12 protein-coding genes are annotated in these 16,306 nt (G+C 65.3%); 10 read left to right on the top strand and 2 right to left on the bottom strand.

Annotated features, from left to right (window positions below):
* The first annotated feature begins 18 nt into the window (after window positions 1-18).
* Window positions 19-6,087, top strand: coding sequence for a hybrid sensor histidine kinase/response regulator (locus N511_RS0103520; protein WP_027678027.1), 6,069 nt, complete (start codon window positions 19-21; stop codon window positions 6,085-6,087).
* 70 nt (window positions 6,088-6,157) lie between these two features.
* Here the strand turns inward: N511_RS0103520 and N511_RS0103515 are convergent, their stop codons facing one another.
* On the bottom strand, window positions 6,158-7,714 hold the full coding sequence (locus tag N511_RS0103515; RefSeq protein ID WP_027678026.1) for a cryptochrome/photolyase family protein: 1,557 nt from the start codon (window positions 7,712-7,714) through the stop codon (window positions 6,158-6,160).
* A gap of 79 nt (window positions 7,715-7,793) precedes the next feature.
* Between N511_RS0103515 and N511_RS0103510 the strand changes: the two genes are divergently transcribed.
* From N511_RS0103510 to N511_RS0103480, 7 genes are all read left to right on the top strand, one after another.
* A complete protein-coding gene (locus N511_RS0103510; protein WP_027678025.1) occupies window positions 7,794-8,540 on the top strand; it encodes a pseudouridine synthase in 747 nt (248 codons plus the stop codon).
* 97 nt (window positions 8,541-8,637) lie between these two features.
* Window positions 8,638-9,210 carry a YqgE/AlgH family protein gene (locus tag N511_RS0103505; RefSeq protein ID WP_009238898.1) on the top strand — a complete coding sequence of 191 codons (573 nt, stop codon included), beginning with the start codon at window positions 8,638-8,640 and terminating at the stop codon, window positions 9,208-9,210.
* A complete protein-coding gene (ruvX, locus tag N511_RS0103500; protein WP_027678024.1) occupies window positions 9,203-9,634 on the top strand; it encodes a Holliday junction resolvase RuvX in 432 nt (143 codons plus the stop codon). Before N511_RS0103505 ends, ruvX begins: the two co-directional genes overlap by 8 nt.
* Window positions 9,631-10,149 carry a bifunctional pyr operon transcriptional regulator/uracil phosphoribosyltransferase PyrR gene (gene pyrR / locus N511_RS0103495; RefSeq protein ID WP_027678023.1) on the top strand — a complete coding sequence of 173 codons (519 nt, stop codon included), beginning with the start codon at window positions 9,631-9,633 and terminating at the stop codon, window positions 10,147-10,149. The genes ruvX and pyrR overlap by 4 nt, the downstream gene beginning before the upstream one ends.
* Before the next feature lie 65 nt (window positions 10,150-10,214).
* Window positions 10,215-11,186 (top strand): aspartate carbamoyltransferase catalytic subunit, encoded by a 972-nt coding sequence (locus N511_RS0103490; RefSeq protein WP_027678022.1) that lies wholly within the window; start codon window positions 10,215-10,217, stop codon window positions 11,184-11,186.
* 8 nt (window positions 11,187-11,194) lie between these two features.
* Window positions 11,195-12,472 carry a dihydroorotase gene (locus N511_RS0103485; protein ID WP_027678021.1) on the top strand — a complete coding sequence of 426 codons (1,278 nt, stop codon included), beginning with the start codon at window positions 11,195-11,197 and terminating at the stop codon, window positions 12,470-12,472.
* Entirely contained in the window at window positions 12,459-13,256 is a 798-nt protein-coding gene (locus tag N511_RS0103480; protein ID WP_027678020.1) for a lysophospholipid acyltransferase family protein, read from the top strand. Before N511_RS0103485 ends, N511_RS0103480 begins: the two co-directional genes overlap by 14 nt.
* Before the next feature lie 10 nt (window positions 13,257-13,266).
* Here N511_RS0103480 and N511_RS0103475 read toward each other — a convergent pair whose 3' ends face one another.
* Window positions 13,267-14,121 (bottom strand): symmetrical bis(5'-nucleosyl)-tetraphosphatase, encoded by an 855-nt coding sequence (locus N511_RS0103475; RefSeq protein ID WP_027678019.1) that lies wholly within the window; start codon window positions 14,119-14,121, stop codon window positions 13,267-13,269.
* A 212-nt stretch (window positions 14,122-14,333) separates the two neighbouring features.
* On the opposite strand from N511_RS0103475, the gene rfbB reads away from it, so the two are divergent.
* Together rfbB and rfbD are read left to right on the top strand one after the other, a co-directional pair.
* The gene (gene rfbB / locus N511_RS0103470) at window positions 14,334-15,398 is read left to right on the top strand and encodes a dTDP-glucose 4,6-dehydratase (RefSeq protein ID WP_027678018.1); all 1,065 of its coding nucleotides are present in this window, start codon (window positions 14,334-14,336) and stop codon (window positions 15,396-15,398) included.
* Entirely contained in the window at window positions 15,388-16,305 is a 918-nt protein-coding gene (gene rfbD, locus N511_RS0103465) for a dTDP-4-dehydrorhamnose reductase (RefSeq protein WP_027678017.1), read from the top strand. Before rfbB ends, rfbD begins: the two co-directional genes overlap by 11 nt.
* The last annotated feature ends 1 nt before the right edge of the window (window position 16,306 follow it).

The following is a 16,306-nucleotide window of genomic DNA, read 5'->3' as shown; positions in this document are numbered from 1 at the left end:
TGCTTTTTGGAAGCACACATGCGTCATCAATCTTCCGCCCAGCCCGAATCCGCCTCTGTCGAGGCGGTGGGAGCCCCAGCCGGGCGTCAGAAGTCCGTCCCGAAGCCTGCCGTGCCCGCGCGTGATCTTTCCGCGCTGGCGTGGGTGGCGCCCAACATGCGCGCCGCGTTGGACGATGCCGTGCGCGAGTTCGGCGAATATGCGGCCGATGTGATCGCCGATCCGGAAGTCATCGGTGCGCGCGATACGACGTCGCTGCGCCTGGCCGGCCAGTATCTGCACCAGGCCGCCGGCGCGCTGCTGATCGTCGGCCTGCGTGGTGTCGACGTGTATTGCCAGGCCGCCAAGCGCCTGCTCGAGGCGGTGGATACCGGCAGCGTCGCCGCCGACGCCCAGACGCTGGACGTGTTCTCGCGCGCCGTGCAGGCGCTGCAGGAATACGTCTCCGACCTGATGGCCGGCATGGCCGAAGAGCCGCTGCGCCTGTTCCAGCCGTATCAAGCCGTGCTCGCCCGCCTGGGCGAAGAACGCATTCACCCGGCCGACCTGTGGGCCGATGAGCTGCGCCACCTGCCGGCGCTGCTGCTGCCCTCGCGCGATCTGCCGGGGCTGGCACGCCTGCGTCGCAAGTTCGAACTCGCATTGCTGACTGCGCTGCGTGCGCCGGCCTCCAACGCCGACGGTGCGGTGGTGGATCCGGCTGCCGCCGCAGCGGCCTACGCGCCGCTGGAAGATTTGCTGCATGGCATCCGCGCGCTGGAGCGTGAACCGCGCCGCGCCGGGGACGATCTGCAGCGCGATCTGTGGCTCGTGCTGGCCCTGACCTTTGGTGCCCTCCGTGCTGGCCTGGTACCGGCCGACATGACGGCCAAGCGCCTGGCCGCACGCGTCAACCTGCTGCTGCGCCAGTATTCGCACAACAACGTCCACCTACCGCAAGGCCTGCTGACCGACGCGCTGTATTTGCTGGCCGGCATGGCGTACAGCAACGCACCGGCTGTGCCCGTGGGCGACGACACGCTGGGCCCGGACATCGTGGCCTGCGTGCAGGCCTTTGCGATTCCGCCCACGCACGCGCCTGCCGGCGCACTGCACACACGCCAGTACTACGCATTGCTGCCGACCGACGCCAGCGACACGCTGCAACGCGTCGGCCGCTCGCTCGAAACGCTGAGCCAACAACCCGCGCCTGCTGCCGACGAGCTCGACGCTGCACTCCAGACGCTGGCGCTGCATGCCGATGCGTTGGGCCAGCCGGCTTTGTCCGACCTGTCGAACCGCCTGACCGAAGCTGCCGGGCAGGACGTTGCGCCCACGCTGCAATTTCTCTCGCGCATGCTCGCGCGCCCCTGGGCGCTGCATGGCGAATCCGGCGACTTGCGCAGCGCGTGGTTTGCCGCCCGCTGCAGCGAGCTGGCCGAACACGCCCGCGCCACGCAAGACGGTCACGCCGTGCCGGCGCCGGCATGGCTCACGCTGCTGGCCGAGCAGGCTGCTGAACGCCGCTCGCGTGCCGATCAGGTTCGTGCGCTGCAAACGCTGCTGGCCTCTGCCGAAACGCACCTCGACGCCTTCGAGCGCGAAGGTGCAGAAAGCGGCGGGCTGCAGGAAGCCGCCCGCCTGTTCGGCGAGATGCAGAGTGCCTTTGCTGCGCTCGACGCCTATGAGGCGGTCCACGCCACCGAAGCGGCGCAATCGACCATCGACGCGCTGCAAGCCGCGGGCGAGGGCGCGACCGCCGATCGCGAACGCTACCTCGCTGCGCTGGCCGCCAATGTCAGCGGCCTGCAGGCCCTGCTCGACGCCCTGTCAGCCAGCACCGAGCTGACGGGCGGGCAGGTCGATGAGATCGTCATCGAAGGCCAGCTGACGCCGACAGAGCGCGAAACCGCGTGGCGCGAGTTCGCCTTCGATACGGAAGCCGGCATGCTGGCCCGCCGCGAGCCGCAGTCCGAAGCGCAGGCCGGTGCAGACATCGCCAATGCCGATGCCGCATCGCCGCTGCAATCGTTGCTGGATCGGCTGCTGGCCAAACAACCGGTCGACCCGACCGACCCGCTCGCCGCGGAGTTGCGTACGGCGCTGCAGGAAGCGCGCGACGCCGCCGCCATCGACGATGATCCGGCTCGCCGCCGTCGCCTGGAAGAGGCGCTGGCCCAGTTCGACGCATGGCAGGTTGGCAGCGCCGGCGCGCTTGAGCGCATGCAGGCCGCATTGGCGGCACCGGCTGCCGTGCCTGCGGCCGCCGCGCCTGCGCCCGCTGCCGCGCGGGATACCCAATCCATTGATGCCGAGCTGCTCGACATCTTCCTGTCCGAAGCCGAAGAAGTGCTGGCCGGCGTGCGCGCCGACCTGCAGGGCCTGCAGGCCGCTGCCGACATGGGTACGGGCGGCCTGGCTGCCGGCTCGGACCTGGACCTGCTCACGCAGCTGCGCCGTGCGTTCCACACGCTCAAGGGCTCGGGCCGCATGGTCGGCCTCACACGCTATGGCGAAGCCGCCTGGGCCATCGAGCAGGTGATGAATGTCTGGCTGGCGGAGAGCCGCGTGCCGACGCACGACCTTGCCGCGCTGCTGACGCGCGCCGAGTCGGAACTGTCGACGTGGGCTGCTGCCATTGCCCAGTCGCCGCAAGCCGATCACGCCATCGAACCGCTGGTCGCCGCCGCAGAGCGCGTGCGCCACGGCGGTCCGTTCGTGTGGCTGGAGGCCGTGCCGGCGTCCGAAGCGTCTGAGCCGGCCGAAGTCGCTCCGGCTGCTGAATACGCGGAGCCGCAACCGGTGGAAGCGCCGGTGGCTGACACCGCATCGCACGACGCAGTCGCTGAACCATCGTTGGAACTGGCCGCGCCGGATGCCCCCGTTGCTGAAACCGAAACCGAAGCCGAGGACGCGGTCGCGCTCACGTGGGATGACGAACCTGCGCTGCCTGAAGTCGAGGCGCCGATGCCCGAGGCGACCGCACCGCTGGTCGAGCATGAGGCCGCCGAGCCGGTTGCGGAACACGTCGAAGAGACGATTCAGGAAGCGGCCGCTGAACCGGTGGCTGCCGATGCCGATGCCGACGCCAAGGTGATCCCGTTCCCGTTCGCGCAGACCGGCGAGCCCGAAGAAGCACCGCACGACGATGGCGTGAAGGAGATTGGTCCGGTCCGCATCAGCGTGGCGCTGTACAACGTCTACCTGCAGGAAGCCGATGATCTGATCCGCCGCCTGGGCGTGGATTTCTCGGAGTGGCGCCACGAAGGCCGCACGCCGCCGAGCGAGCTGGCCCTGCGCGCCGCGCACACGCTGCAAGGCAGCTCCGCCGTAGTTGAACTGGAACCCGTGCGCCAGTTGGCTGCCGCGCTGGAGCAGGTGCTGCTGAACCTGAACAGCCGTCCGGTGGCGATGCATCCGGGCGACTTCCGCCTGCTCGATCAAGCCGTCGAGCGCATGCGCGGCATGCTGCATCAATTTGCCGCCAGCCTCTGGCCGGAGACCGACGAGCCGCTGCGCCGCAGCCTGGACGAACTGTGCGAGCGGCTGCTCGTGCGTCCGCGCCTGCCGCTGGAGCCGGCGCCTGCCGCCTTTACCGAAGCCGAACAAGCCGAGAACGAAACCGCGGGCCTGGCTGGCGAGCCCGACTTTGAACCGGCACAGGTGACGTCGACGTTCGTGCCCGCGCACGAGTCGCCGGTGGCCGAGCCCGCTGTGGGCGAACTGGTCCGCCAGGCGCCGACCGACGCGCTCGACCCGGCGCTGCTCGAGATTTTCCTGGAGGAAGCGCACGTTGCGCTGCCCGAGTTGGGCCAGCATCTGCGTGCGTGGGAAGCCGCGCCGCAGGACCGCAATGCCGCTGGCCTGCTGCTGCGCAATCTGCACACCGTCAAGGGCAGTGCGCGCATGGCGGGCGCCATGACGCTGGGCCAGGCCGCGCACGAAATGGAGAGCGCCATTGAAGGCGGCTTGCGCCAGAACCGCGTGGACGACGCGCTGTTCCGCAAGCTCTACGTCTGGTTCGACCGCATTCAGGCGCACGTCGATGCGCTGGGCGCGGGCAACCTGCTGCCGCTCGACGCCGGCCTTGCCGATGCCGCCGATGTGCAGCAAACCGCCGATGCGCAGGCATCGTCCTCCGCGTCGATGCTGCCGGCGGTTGCAGTGTCGACGAGCGTGGATCTGACCGGTACGCGCAGCCCCGAAGCCGAGGCGCTGGAAGTGGCCGAACGCCAGCGGGCGATGGTGCGGGTGCAGGCGCGTGCGCTCGATTCGCTCATCAACGATGCGGGTGAAGTCGGTGCGGCGCGTGCGCGCCTTGAGTCGGAAGTCGATGCGCTGAAGACCTATCTGTCGGAACTGAACGACAACGTGGCGCGTTTGCGCTCGCAGGTGCGCGAGATCGAAATCCAGGCCGAAACGCAGATGGAGTCGCGCATTGCCGATGCGGCAGCACACTCCGAAGCGTTCGACCCCCTGGAGTTCGACCGCTTCACGCGCTTGCAGGAACTCACGCGAATGATGGCCGAGTCCGTCAACGACGTGGCGACGGTGCAGCAGAACTTGTTCCGCGGTTTCGATCAGGCATCGCTCGATCTGGAAACGCAGGCGCGCCTCACGCGCGGTCTGCAGCGCAGCCTGATGCGCGCGCGCATGGTGCAGTTCGATACCGTGGCCGACCGTCTGTATCGCGTGGCGCGCCAGGCCGCAGCGGAAACCGGCAAGGAAGTCCGGCTGTTCATCAAGGGCGGTACGGTGGAACTGGATCGCAGCGTGCTGGACCGCATGGGCGGTCCGCTCGAGCACATGATCCGCAACGCGGTGGCGCACGGCATTGAATCCGCCGACGAGCGCCGCGCCAAGGGCAAGGCCCCCGCCGGTGAACTCACGCTGGAAGTGCAGCAAGAGGGTAACGAAGTCGTGCTGCACTTCGTCGACGACGGTGCCGGGCTGAATCTCGACCGCATCCGCGCCCGAGCATTGGAGCGTCAACTGCTGGCCGCCGACGAAGAAGCCAGCGACGCGCGCCTCACCGAGATGATCTTCACGCCGGGTTTCTCCACTGCCGATCAGGTGTCGGAACTGGCCGGCCGCGGCGTGGGCATGGACGTGGTGCGTGCGGAAACCGTCGCCCTGGGCGGCCGGATCTCGCTGCAGACCACGCCGGAAGTCGGCACGCGCTTCACCATCCACCTGCCGCTGACGACTGCGATTACGCAGGTGCTGCTGGTGCGTGTGAGCGAGCGTGTGTACGCGATTCCGTCGGGCATGATCGACCACGTGCAGCAACTGCGCCCGCAGGCGCTGGCCGAGGCGTACAACGCGGCTGCGCTGCAATTGCCGACCGGGCCGGTGCCGTTCCACTACTTTGGCGCGCTGCTTGAAGAAGCAACGTCTGTCACGGGCGGACGCAAGTACTCGCCGGCTGTGGTGGTGCGCAACGGTGCTGACCGTGCCGCCGTGCACGTCGACGAAGTGATCGGCAACCGCGAAGTGGTGGTCAAGCACATTGGCCCGCACCTCGCGCGTCTGGAAGGCATTGCCGGTGCAACGACGCTGGGCGACGGCGAAATCGTGCTCATCTACAACCCCGTGGTGCTCACGCAGCGCTTCGAGCGCGAAGCGGTTGCGCGCAGCCTGTCAGACCCGGAAGCCACGGGCGCCGTGGCCGAGCTGCAGCGCGACGGCAGCACCGACGCCGTGCCGGGCCTCGCCACACAGCCGATCGTCATGGTGGTCGACGATTCGCTGACGGTGCGCAAGGTCACGCAGCGTCTGCTCACGCGCTCCGGCTACCAGGCCGTGCTCGCACGCGACGGTGTGGATGCGCTGCGTCAGTTGCAGGAGATCACGCCTGACGCAATGCTCGTCGACATCGAGATGCCGCACATGGACGGCTTCGACCTCACGCGCAACGTACGTGCGGACGAACGCATCGGCGCCACGCCGATCATCATGATCACCTCGCGTACGGCGGACAAACACCGCCGTTACGCAGCGGAGATCGGCGTGAACGTCTACCTCGGTAAGCCGTACAACGAAGAGGAACTGCTGCAGCATCTGCGCAACCTCATCGGCGAGCGTGCGCCGGCGGCCAACGCCGGCTGACGAGGCGCCTCGCAGAAACAACAACGGGCCGGTAACACACCGGCCCGTTGTTTTTGGCGCGTGGCGATCTTCAATCGTCGGCGCTGGCCTTGCTGAGCGCCGCGGCCTCAGCGCCCGATGTGCGATGTGCCTTGGTGACGGCGTAGCGGTCGAGCGTTGCTGCGCGCGCGGTCGCGTGATCGACGATGGGCAGCGGATACGTCTCGCCCAGCACGATGCCGGCTTCCTTCAGTACATTGGCGGGCGCGGTCCATGGCGCATGGATGTACTTGTCGGGCAGCTTCGCCAGTTGCGGCAGGTACTTGCGGATGAAGCGGCCCTGCGGGTCGAACTTCTCCGACTGCGTGACCGGGTTGAAGATGCGGAACCACGGTTGCGCGTCGCACCCGCTGGACGCCGCCCACTGCCAGCCGCCGTTGTTGGCGGAAAAGTCGAAATCGTTGAGCACGTCGGCAAAATACTGCTCGCCGCGCCGCCAGTCGATACCAAGATCCTTGATGAGAAAACTGGCCGCCACCATGCGCAGGCGGTTGTGCATGTAGCCGCTCTGGAAGATCTGCAGCATGGCCGCATCGACGAGTGGATAACCGGTACGCGCGGCCTTCCATGCTTCAAAGCGCGCGTCGCCAGTGTCGCCGTCCACCCAGCGGATGCGATCGAATTCCGGATGGAAGGCGGCGCCGTCTGCCAGGTCCGGGCGGTGATGCAGGATCATGAAATAGAAATCCCGCCAGACCAGCTCCGACAGCCACGTCGCCGCGCCCCGGCTGCCGCGCAGCATGGCGGCGTGGGCACGCGCGGCCAGCGTGCGGATCGACACGGTGCCAAAGCGCAAATGCGTTGACAGATAGCTGGGCCCGCGCACGGCGGGAAAGTCGCGGCGCGCATGGTAGTCGTCCATGCGCTCTTCAAACTCGTCGAGCAGGGTTTGCCCGCCCGACATGCCGCTGGGCAGGGCGATTTCCGACAGGTTGGTGCGTGCGAAGCCCATCGCTTCCAGCGCGGGCGTAGGCTGCGTGAGCGCCTGCGGTGGCTTGGCCAGGGCGCCGAAGTAGGGCTCCGTGGGGTACGCACGCAAGTCAAACGGCGTCAGCGCGGCCAACCAGGCATTCTTGTAAGGCGTGAAGACGCCGTACGGTTTGCCTTGCCCGTTCAGGATTTCGTCGCGCTCGAAGATCACCTGATCCTTGAAGTCGAACCAGGCGCACGGCTGCTGGGCGAGCACTTTGCGCACCGCTTCATCGCGGGCCTGCGCGGAAGGTTCTTCGTCATGGTTGGCGAAGACGGCTTCGATGTTCAACTTGCGGGCGAGCTCGGGAATGGCTTGGCGAGGGTGGTCATGCACGACGATGAGGTCGCCGCCTGCCTCGCGCAACGCGCTGCGCAGTTCCTCGATGGACGCGCGGATGAACTCGATGCGGCGGTCGGCCTTGAGCCCGCGCGCGAGCAGCGCGTCGAGGATGTCGCGGTCGAACACGAACACGCAATAGACCTCGCGGCAGTGCCGCAGGGCATAATGCAGCGCCGCGTGGTCGAAGTGCCGCAGATCGCGCCGGAACCACACCAGACCTCGCTGGAAGTGCGCTCCGATGTTGTATGGCTGGCGGTTTGGGGCGGTGGAGGGCATCGGATGGAATCGGTTGCTCTTTAGACTGGCGGAGCGTATCGCAAAAATCGCCCCTTTTTGTCTTGTTCACGTTGTTGTCATGGCTGATTCTTCTCGTCTTCCGCTGTATCGCATCCTGCAATCCCAGGGCTTCGGCACGCGCCGCTATTGCAAGGACCTCGTACTCGCGGGTCTCGTATTCATCAACGGCGTCGAGATGGAAAGCCCGGATGCGCTGGTCGATACCGCCGGCCTGGTGCTCGAGGTCGACGGCGAGCGCTGGGCATACCACGCCCGCGCCTATCTGATGCTCAACAAGCCGGCTGGCGTCGAGTGCTCGCAAAAGCCGAAACATCATCCGAGCGTGTACACGCTGCTGCCGGTGCCGCTGCGCGAGCGCGCCGTGCAGTGCGTCGGGCGGCTCGACCAGGACACCACGGGGTTGCTGCTGCTGACCGACGACGGCCAGTTCGTCCACACCATCACCAGCCCGCGCCACCAAGTGCCCAAGGTGTATGAAATCACCACCGCCGAGCCCGTGACCGATGCGCAGATCGCCCAGCTGTGCGCCGGCGTGCTGCTGGCCGACGAAAATGAAAACGTTGCCGCCGCCTGGGCCGAGCGCGTAGACACGCATCACCTGCGCATGGCGCTCACGCAGGGCAAATACCACCAGGTGAAACGCATGGTGGCCGCCGCCGGCAACCACGTGGCCGGATTGCATCGCAGCGCCATCGGAGGCTTGTCGCTCGGCGATCTGGCGCCCGGCGAGTGGCGCTGGCTGGAAGCCGCCGATCTGGAAGCGCTGAACACCACGCCGCCCCACGCCAGTGGGTCAAGTGCCTGAAGCGGCACAATGCGCAAGCCCAAAAAAGCTTGCGCCGAGAGCCGATTCCTCCAAATGAGAGGGGCAGCGGCCGGGGGCTTTTGGTAAACTCCCCCTTATGGCCTCGCCTGACGCACTCATCAATCTCACGAATCAGTTCCTGATCGCTATGCCCGGCATGGCGGATTCGACGTTTTCGGGCACGGTCGTGTACATGTGCGAGCACAACGAGCGCGGCGCGCTCGGGCTCGTGATCAACCGGCCTATCGACATCGACTTGGCGACGCTGTTCGACAAGATCGACCTCAAGCTCGAAATCCATCCCCTCGCAGAACAATCTGTGTACTACGGCGGTCCGGTGCAGACCGAGCGCGGCTTTGTGCTGCACGACGCCACAGGCGCGTATTCGTCGTCACTGGCGGTGCCGGGCGGGCTGGAAATGACCACCTCCAAGGATGTGCTGGAAGCCGTTGCCCAAGGCGGCGGCCCACACCGCTTCATCCTGACGCTCGGGTATGCCGGCTGGAGCGCCGGTCAACTGGAAGACGAAATCAGCCGCAACGGCTGGCTGACCGTCCAGGCCGATCCCGAGATCATCTTCAACGTGCCTCCCGAAGCGCGGTTTGCCGCGGCGCTGAACCTGCTCGGCATTAACCCCGCCATGTTGTCGGGTGAGGCCGGGCATGCTTGAGCCGGCGCGTCCGGCCTCCGCTTCCATGCCCGCAGAAGGCACCTTGCTGGCATTCGATTACGGCGAAAAGCGCATTGGCGTGGCGCTCGGCAATTCCATCACGCGCTCGGCCCGGGCGCTCGAAACCATTCCGAACCGCTCGGTCGATTTCCGCTTCGCGCAGATCAGCCGGCTGGTCGGCGAATGGCAGCCTGTGGGCTTCGTGGTCGGCATGCCCGTCCATCCCGACGGCGAAGAGCAGCCGATGATCAAACTCGCCAAGCGCTTCGGCAATCAATTGCATGGCCGCTATGGCCTGCCGGTCACCTGGGTGGACGAGCGCTATTCGTCCATCGCCGCACAGGACGCCGGTGCTTCCGACGATGTGCTCGACGCAGAAGCCGCGCGCATCATCCTCCAACAGTTTTTCGACGAACACGCATGACATCGCAACAGATCGATGCCGAGGCGCTGTACCAGAGCCTCGTTGCACAACTGCGCACGCGGCTGGCCGACGGCCACACTTGGTCGGTGGCCGGCATTGTCAGCGGCGGCGCCTGGATCGCCAGGCGGCTGGCGCATGACCTTGGCCTGCCGGAATACGGCGTCGTCAATGTTGCGATGCACCGCGACGACTACGCCAAGAAAGGCCTGCACGCCAAGGCGCAACCCACCACGCTGCCGTTCGACGTGAACGAGCGCCGCATCCTGCTGGTGGACGACGTGCTGGCCAGCGGCCGCACCATCCGCGCGGCCATCAATGAACTGTTCGACTACGGCCGCCCGGCGGCGGTGGAGCTGGCCGTGCTGGTCGACCGCGGTGAACGCCAACTGCCTGTTGCGCCGGATTACATCGGAGAACGCATCACGCTGCCCGCCGATGAATCGCTCGTGCTGAGCGAAGCCGGCGAGGGCGCTGCTGCGCGCTTCACCTTCACGCGCGAGCCCAAGGGCACCTGACTTCAAGCGCGCACCGCACCTGCTTTGACCTGACCTGTACTGACCTCGTCGCCTTTCGTTTCTCCATGCCCAAGACTTTTGCCAACCCGCAGCTCACGAAAAACGGCGAGCTTAAGCACCTGCTGTCGATCGAGGGACTGTCGCGCGACATCCTCACGCACGTGCTGGACACCGCGCAGCAGTTCGTGTCCGTATCGGATTCCGACCGCGAGGTGAAGAAGGTGCCGCTGCTGCGCGGCAAGAGCGTGTTCAACCTGTTCTTCGAGAACTCCACGCGCACGCGCACGACGTTCGAGATCGCGGCCAAGCGGCTGTCAGCGGACGTGATCAACCTGAACATCAATGCGTCGTCCACGAGCAAGGGCGAGTCGCTACTCGACACGATCAACAACCTGTCGGCGATGCAGGCGGACATGTTTGTCGTGCGGCATGCCAGTTCCGGGGCGCCGTACCTGATCGCCGAGCACGTCGCGCCGCACGTGCACGTGATCAATGCAGGCGATGGCCGTCATGCGCACCCCACGCAGGGGCTGCTCGACATGTTCACCATCCGCCACTACAAGAAGGATTTCTCCAACCTGACGGTGGCCATCGTCGGTGACATCCTGCACTCGCGCGTGGCGCGTTCCGACATTCACGCGTTGACGACGCTGGGCTGCGCCGAAGTGCGTGCCATCGGCCCGCGCACGCTGCTGCCGGGCGGCCTGGAGCACATGGGCGTGCGTGTCTTCCACAACATGGAAGAGGGCCTCAAGGGCGTGGACGTGGTCATCATGCTGCGCCTGCAGAACGAGCGCATGAGCGGTGCGCTGTTGCCGTCCGCGCAGGAGTACTTCAAGGCCTACGGCCTCACGCAGGAGCGCCTGGCGCTGGCCAAGCCGGATGCCATCGTCATGCACCCCGGCCCGATGAACCGCGGCGTGGAAATCGATTCCGCCGTGGCCGACGGCGTGCAATCGGTGATCCTGAATCAGGTGACGTTCGGCATCGCCGTGCGCATGGCGGTCATGGGCATTGTGGCTGGCAACAACGACTAAGAAAAGCAATGAAACTGCATATCAAAGGCGGTCGCCTGATCGACCCGGCCAACGGCATCGATGCCCAACAGGATCTGTACATTGCGGCGAGCAAGGTGGTCGGTGTCGGCCATGCGCCGGCGGATTTCCACGCCAACAAGACACTCGACGCGACTGGCCTGGTGGTGTGTCCGGGCCTGATTGACCTGTCCGCCCGCCTGCGCGAGCCGGGCTTCGAATACAAGGCCACGCTCGAATCGGAAATGGCTGCGGCGATGGCCGGCGGCGTGACTTCGCTGGTGTGCCCGCCGGACACCGATCCGGTGCTGGACGAACCCGGCCTGGTTGAGATGCTGAAGTTCCGTGCGCGCAACCTGAACCAGGCGCATGTGTATCCGCTCGGCGCACTGACGGTGGGTCTCAAAGGCGCGGTGCTGACCGAGATGGCCGAGCTGACCGAATCGGGCTGCGTGGGCTTCTCGCAGGCCGACTCGCCGATCATCGATACGCAGGTCCTGATGCGTGCGATGCAGTACGCGCAGACCTTCGGCTTTACCGTCTGGCTGCGCCCTGAGGATCCGTATCTGGGCAAGGGCGGCGTGGCAGCAAGCGGGCCGCTGGCTTCGCGCCTGGGCCTGTCCGGTGTGCCGGTGATGGCCGAGACCGTGCGCCTGCATACCATTTTTGAGCTGATGCGCAGCACGGGTGCCCGCGTGCATCTTTGCCGCCTGTCGTCTGCTGCCGGCATCGACCTCGTGCGTCGCGCCAAGGCCGAAGGCCTGCCGGTGACGTGCGACGTGAACGTCCATCACATCTCGCTGACTGACGTCGACATCGGCTACTTCAATTCGCAGATGCGCTTCGTGCCGCCGCTGCGCTCCGGCCGTGATCGTGACGGCATCGTGCGCGCGCTCGCCGACGGCACCATCGACGCAATCTGCTCGGACCACACGCCCGTGGACGACGACGAGAAGCTGCTGCCGTTTGCCGAAGCCACGCCCGGTGCAACCGGCCTCGAGACCCTGCTGCCGCTCACGCTGCGCTGGGCAGCCGAGCACAAGGTCGAGCTGCCGAAGGCGCTGGCCCGCATCACGAGCGAGCCCGCCCGTGTGCTGGGTCTGCATGCGGGCTCGCTGGAGGTGGGTGCGATGGCCGACGTGTGCGTGTTCGATCCGGATGCAACGTGGAAACTCGAGCCGCGAACCCTGCGCAGCCAGGGCAAGAACTCGCCGTATCTGGGCTTTGAGCTGGCCGGCCGCGTACGTGCCACGATGGTTGCCGGGCATCTTGCCTATGACGGGCATTGATCAGCGCGTGACAAGCGCGCCCACCGAGATGCGCACGCCACAGCGCAAGCATGTGCTGCGCAAGCTCCGGTTGCTCGTGCATCTGGCAGAAGGCCTGATCACGTGCGCGCTGCTGTTCTGGTGGATCAAGCCGCAGACCAAGCACGCGCTGATCCAACGCTGGTCGCGCAAGTTGCTGGCGCTGTTCCGCGTTTCGCTCGTGGTGCATGGCGAGCATGTCGCGGGCCAGGAACTGGCGGGATCCATGCTGGTGTCCAACCACGTATCGTGGATCGACATCTACGCGATCAACAGTTGGTATCCGCCGCGCTTCGTCGCCAAATCGGAGATTCGCAGCTGGCCGGTAATTGGCTGGCTGTGCGCGCAGACCGGCGTGCTGTTCGTCGAGCGCGCCCGCAAACGCGACGCGCATCGCATCATGCACGTCATTGCAGACGCGATGCGCTCTGGCGATGCCATTTGCGTGTTTCCTGAAGGGACGACGTCGGACGGGTTGCAGCTGCTGCCGTTCCACGCCAACCTGTTCCAGGCGCCCGTCAGCGCTGGCGCTCCGATCCGCCCACTGGCGCTGCGCTATCGCGTCGCCGCCACGGGCGAATTGACGACCATTCCGGCGTACATCGGCGATCTGTCGATGATGGACACGATCAATGCGATCCTGAACGGGCCGCCGTTGGTGGTGGAAGTGTTGGTGGGGCCGGCCCTGGCCCCCGAGATGGACCGTCGGGCCTTGGCAGCCCATAGCCAGGAAGCCGTGGCCGCGCTGATCAACCGCGCGGGCTGAGGCCTCAAGGCTACTTCTTCTTGTGCGCGAGGGGGTCTTGCGCCTGCTCGCACTCCACCTGCACCACGTCGCGCCCGGCCGGCGCCAGCGACAGCTTGGCCGCCGTCAGCTTGCCGCCCCACACGCAGCCTGTATCCAGGCCCATCACGTCGTCGCGCATCACCAGCCCGCGCGTGGACCAATGCCCGAACACGATCGGCGTGCCACGCGTACGGCGGCCCGGCACGTCGAACCAGGGCATGTGGCCATCCGGAGCACCATCGGCATCCGTCGTTTCGAACTCCATCGTGCCGTCGGGCTTGCAGAAGCGCAGGCGTGTCAGCGCGTTGATGGTCAGGCGCAGGCGGTCCATACCGACGAGATCGTTGCTCCACTTGTCCGGATGGTTACCGAAGGCGTCCGCCAGGAACGTTTTCCAATGTGGGCTGCGCAATTCACGCTCGACCGCACCGGCCAGCTCCAGTACGTCGCCCGTCGTCCACTGCGGCAGGACGCCGGCGTGCACCATCAGGAAGCCGTTTTCGAAGATGGCCAGTGGCTGTTGACGCAGCCATGTGATGAGCTGGTCGCTATCGGGCGCGGAGAGGATGTCGGCGATCGTGTCGCGCTTGCCGGGTTTTCGGACGCCTGCAGCGACCGCTAGCAGGTGGATGTCGTGGTTACCCAGGACGGTGCGTGCGCGGCCGGCCTCGCACAGTGCGATGACTTGGCGTAGCGTGGCGAGCGACTCGGGGCCGCGGTTGATGAGGTCGCCGACGAAGCGCAGCGGGGCGTTGGCGGGGAGGGCGGCCAGCAGCGACTGGAGGGGGGAGCAGCAGCCTTGGAGGTCGCCGATGGCGTGGGGGGAAATGGACACGGAAGTTATATGAAGCGTGCCGCGTGCAAAGGGCGCCCGACTTTTCTATGTTGATCGCGTTACAGCTCGCTACAAAAAGGTGACATCCTGCGGCAGGGCATACCTTGGGGTCGGATAGAATACGACACTTCTAATCGAACGTAATATTTCGTGCCCTCCGGCGGGGGATTGCGCGGAATCGCAAGGCGCGTGGCTGGGCCCGCAGCAAGGAGCATTAAGTTTTGTCTCACATTCTCGTTACCGGCGGCGCCGGTTTCATCGGCGGCAACTTTGTTCTCAACTGGTTGGCTGACTCAGACGCTGATGGCGTTGTGAACGTCGACAAGCTGACCTATGCCGGCAATCGCAAAACACTTGCGCCGGTTGAGGGCGATCCGCGCCATATTTTTTCCCAGACGGATATTTGTGATCGCACTGCACTGGACGGCTTGTTTGCCAAATACAGGCCCCGCGCCGTGGTGCACTTTGCCGCAGAAAGCCATGTCGATCGGTCGATCCATGGCCCGGGCGAATTTGTGCAGACGAATATCGTTGGTACGTTCACCCTGCTTGAAGCTGCGCGAGCCTACTGGGAAGGGCTCGATGCTAACGCCAAGGCGGCATTCCGATTCCTGCACGTTTCGACCGATGAGGTGTTTGGCTCGTTAGGCCCCAGCGATCCGCAGTTCTCAGAAACCACGCCGTATGCGCCGAATAGCCCGTACTCAGCATCTAAGGCCGCATCGGACCATCTCGTCCGCGCATATCACCATACGTATGGTTTGCCGGTCCTGACGACCAATTGCTCGAATAACTACGGTCCGTATCATTTCCCGGAAAAGCTGATTCCGCTGATGATCGCGAACGCGCTCAACGGGAAGCAGCTCCCGGTTTACGGTGATGGGCAGAACGTGCGGGACTGGCTTTATGTGGGGGACCACTGCGCGGCAATTCGCGAAGTGCTCGCGCGTGGACGTTTGGGTGAAACGTACAACGTCGGTGGCTGGAATGAGAAGACCAACCTCGATGTCGTCTACACATTGTGTGATCTGCTCGATGAGCTGAAGCCGAAGGCCACGGGTTCGTACCGCGACCAGATTACGTTTGTGAAGGACCGCCCGGGACACGACCGTCGTTATGCGATTGATGCGCGCAAGCTGGAGCGCGAGCTTGGTTGGAAACCTGCAGAGACCTTCGAGACGGGTCTTCGCAAGACGGTTCTGTGGTACTTGGAAAACCAAGCTTGGGTGCAAGACGTGATGTCCGGCGAGTATCGGAACTGGGTGGCTACCCAATATGCTGTATAGCAGAGCAGAGTCTCCAACCTTTCTGGTGACCGGCTGCAGCGGTCAACTTGGGTTTGAGTTGTGCCGCAGCCTGGCGCCGCTCGGTCGCGTCATCGCACCAGATCGTAGGGAATGCGATTTTCGGAATCCAGAAACCATTCGACGCACGGTGCGAACACATCGCCCCTCAGTGATCGTCAATGCAGCGGCGTATACGGCAGTGGACCGCGCTGAAAGTGAAGTTGACATGGTGTTCGCTGTGAATGCGAAGGCGCCGCAGGTGCTGGCGGAAGAGGTGGCGACACTCGGCGGTCTCCTCGTGCACTATTCGACTGACTATGTGTTCGATGGCGGTAAGCCGTCTGCGTACGTGGAGACGGACGTGGCCCGCCCGCTTTCAGTCTATGGAAGTAGTAAATTGGCCGGCGAGCGAGCTATTGCCGAGGCTGGCACAGCTGCGCTGATATTGCGTACCAGCTGGATGGCTGGGGCACACGGGGAGAATTTTGCCAAGACGATTCTGGCGCTGGCGCATGAGCGTGAGTTCTTGGAAGTGGTGGCGGATCAGTACGGCGCGCCAACCACCGCGTCTCTTGTTGCCGATGTCACAGCCCAGATCATTGCGCGCCATTGGTTGTTTGGCAATCGAACTGAATTTCCCTTTGGCCTCTATCACCTTTGTGCATCGGGCGAAGCGACATGGCACAGCTATGCCGTCGAGGTGCTCCACTATGCGAAATCGAGAGGGTGTGTTTTGAGGGCGGAACCTATTTCTGTCAGCGCAATTCCCGTCGCAGCACGTCCTTCGTTGGCGCGGCGCCCGTCCAATTCGCGCCTCGACACTCGCAAGCTGCGAGAGACATTTGGTATTCATCTACCCGATTGGCGAGAAGGTGTGCGGCACCTGCTCGACCAGGTTCTTTCCTGAC

The sequence above is a fragment of the Ralstonia sp. UNC404CL21Col genome, assembly GCF_000620465.1.
Classification (GTDB): Bacteria; Pseudomonadota; Gammaproteobacteria; order Burkholderiales; family Burkholderiaceae; genus Ralstonia; species Ralstonia flatus.
This window is presented reverse-complemented; position numbering and strand designations above follow the sequence as displayed.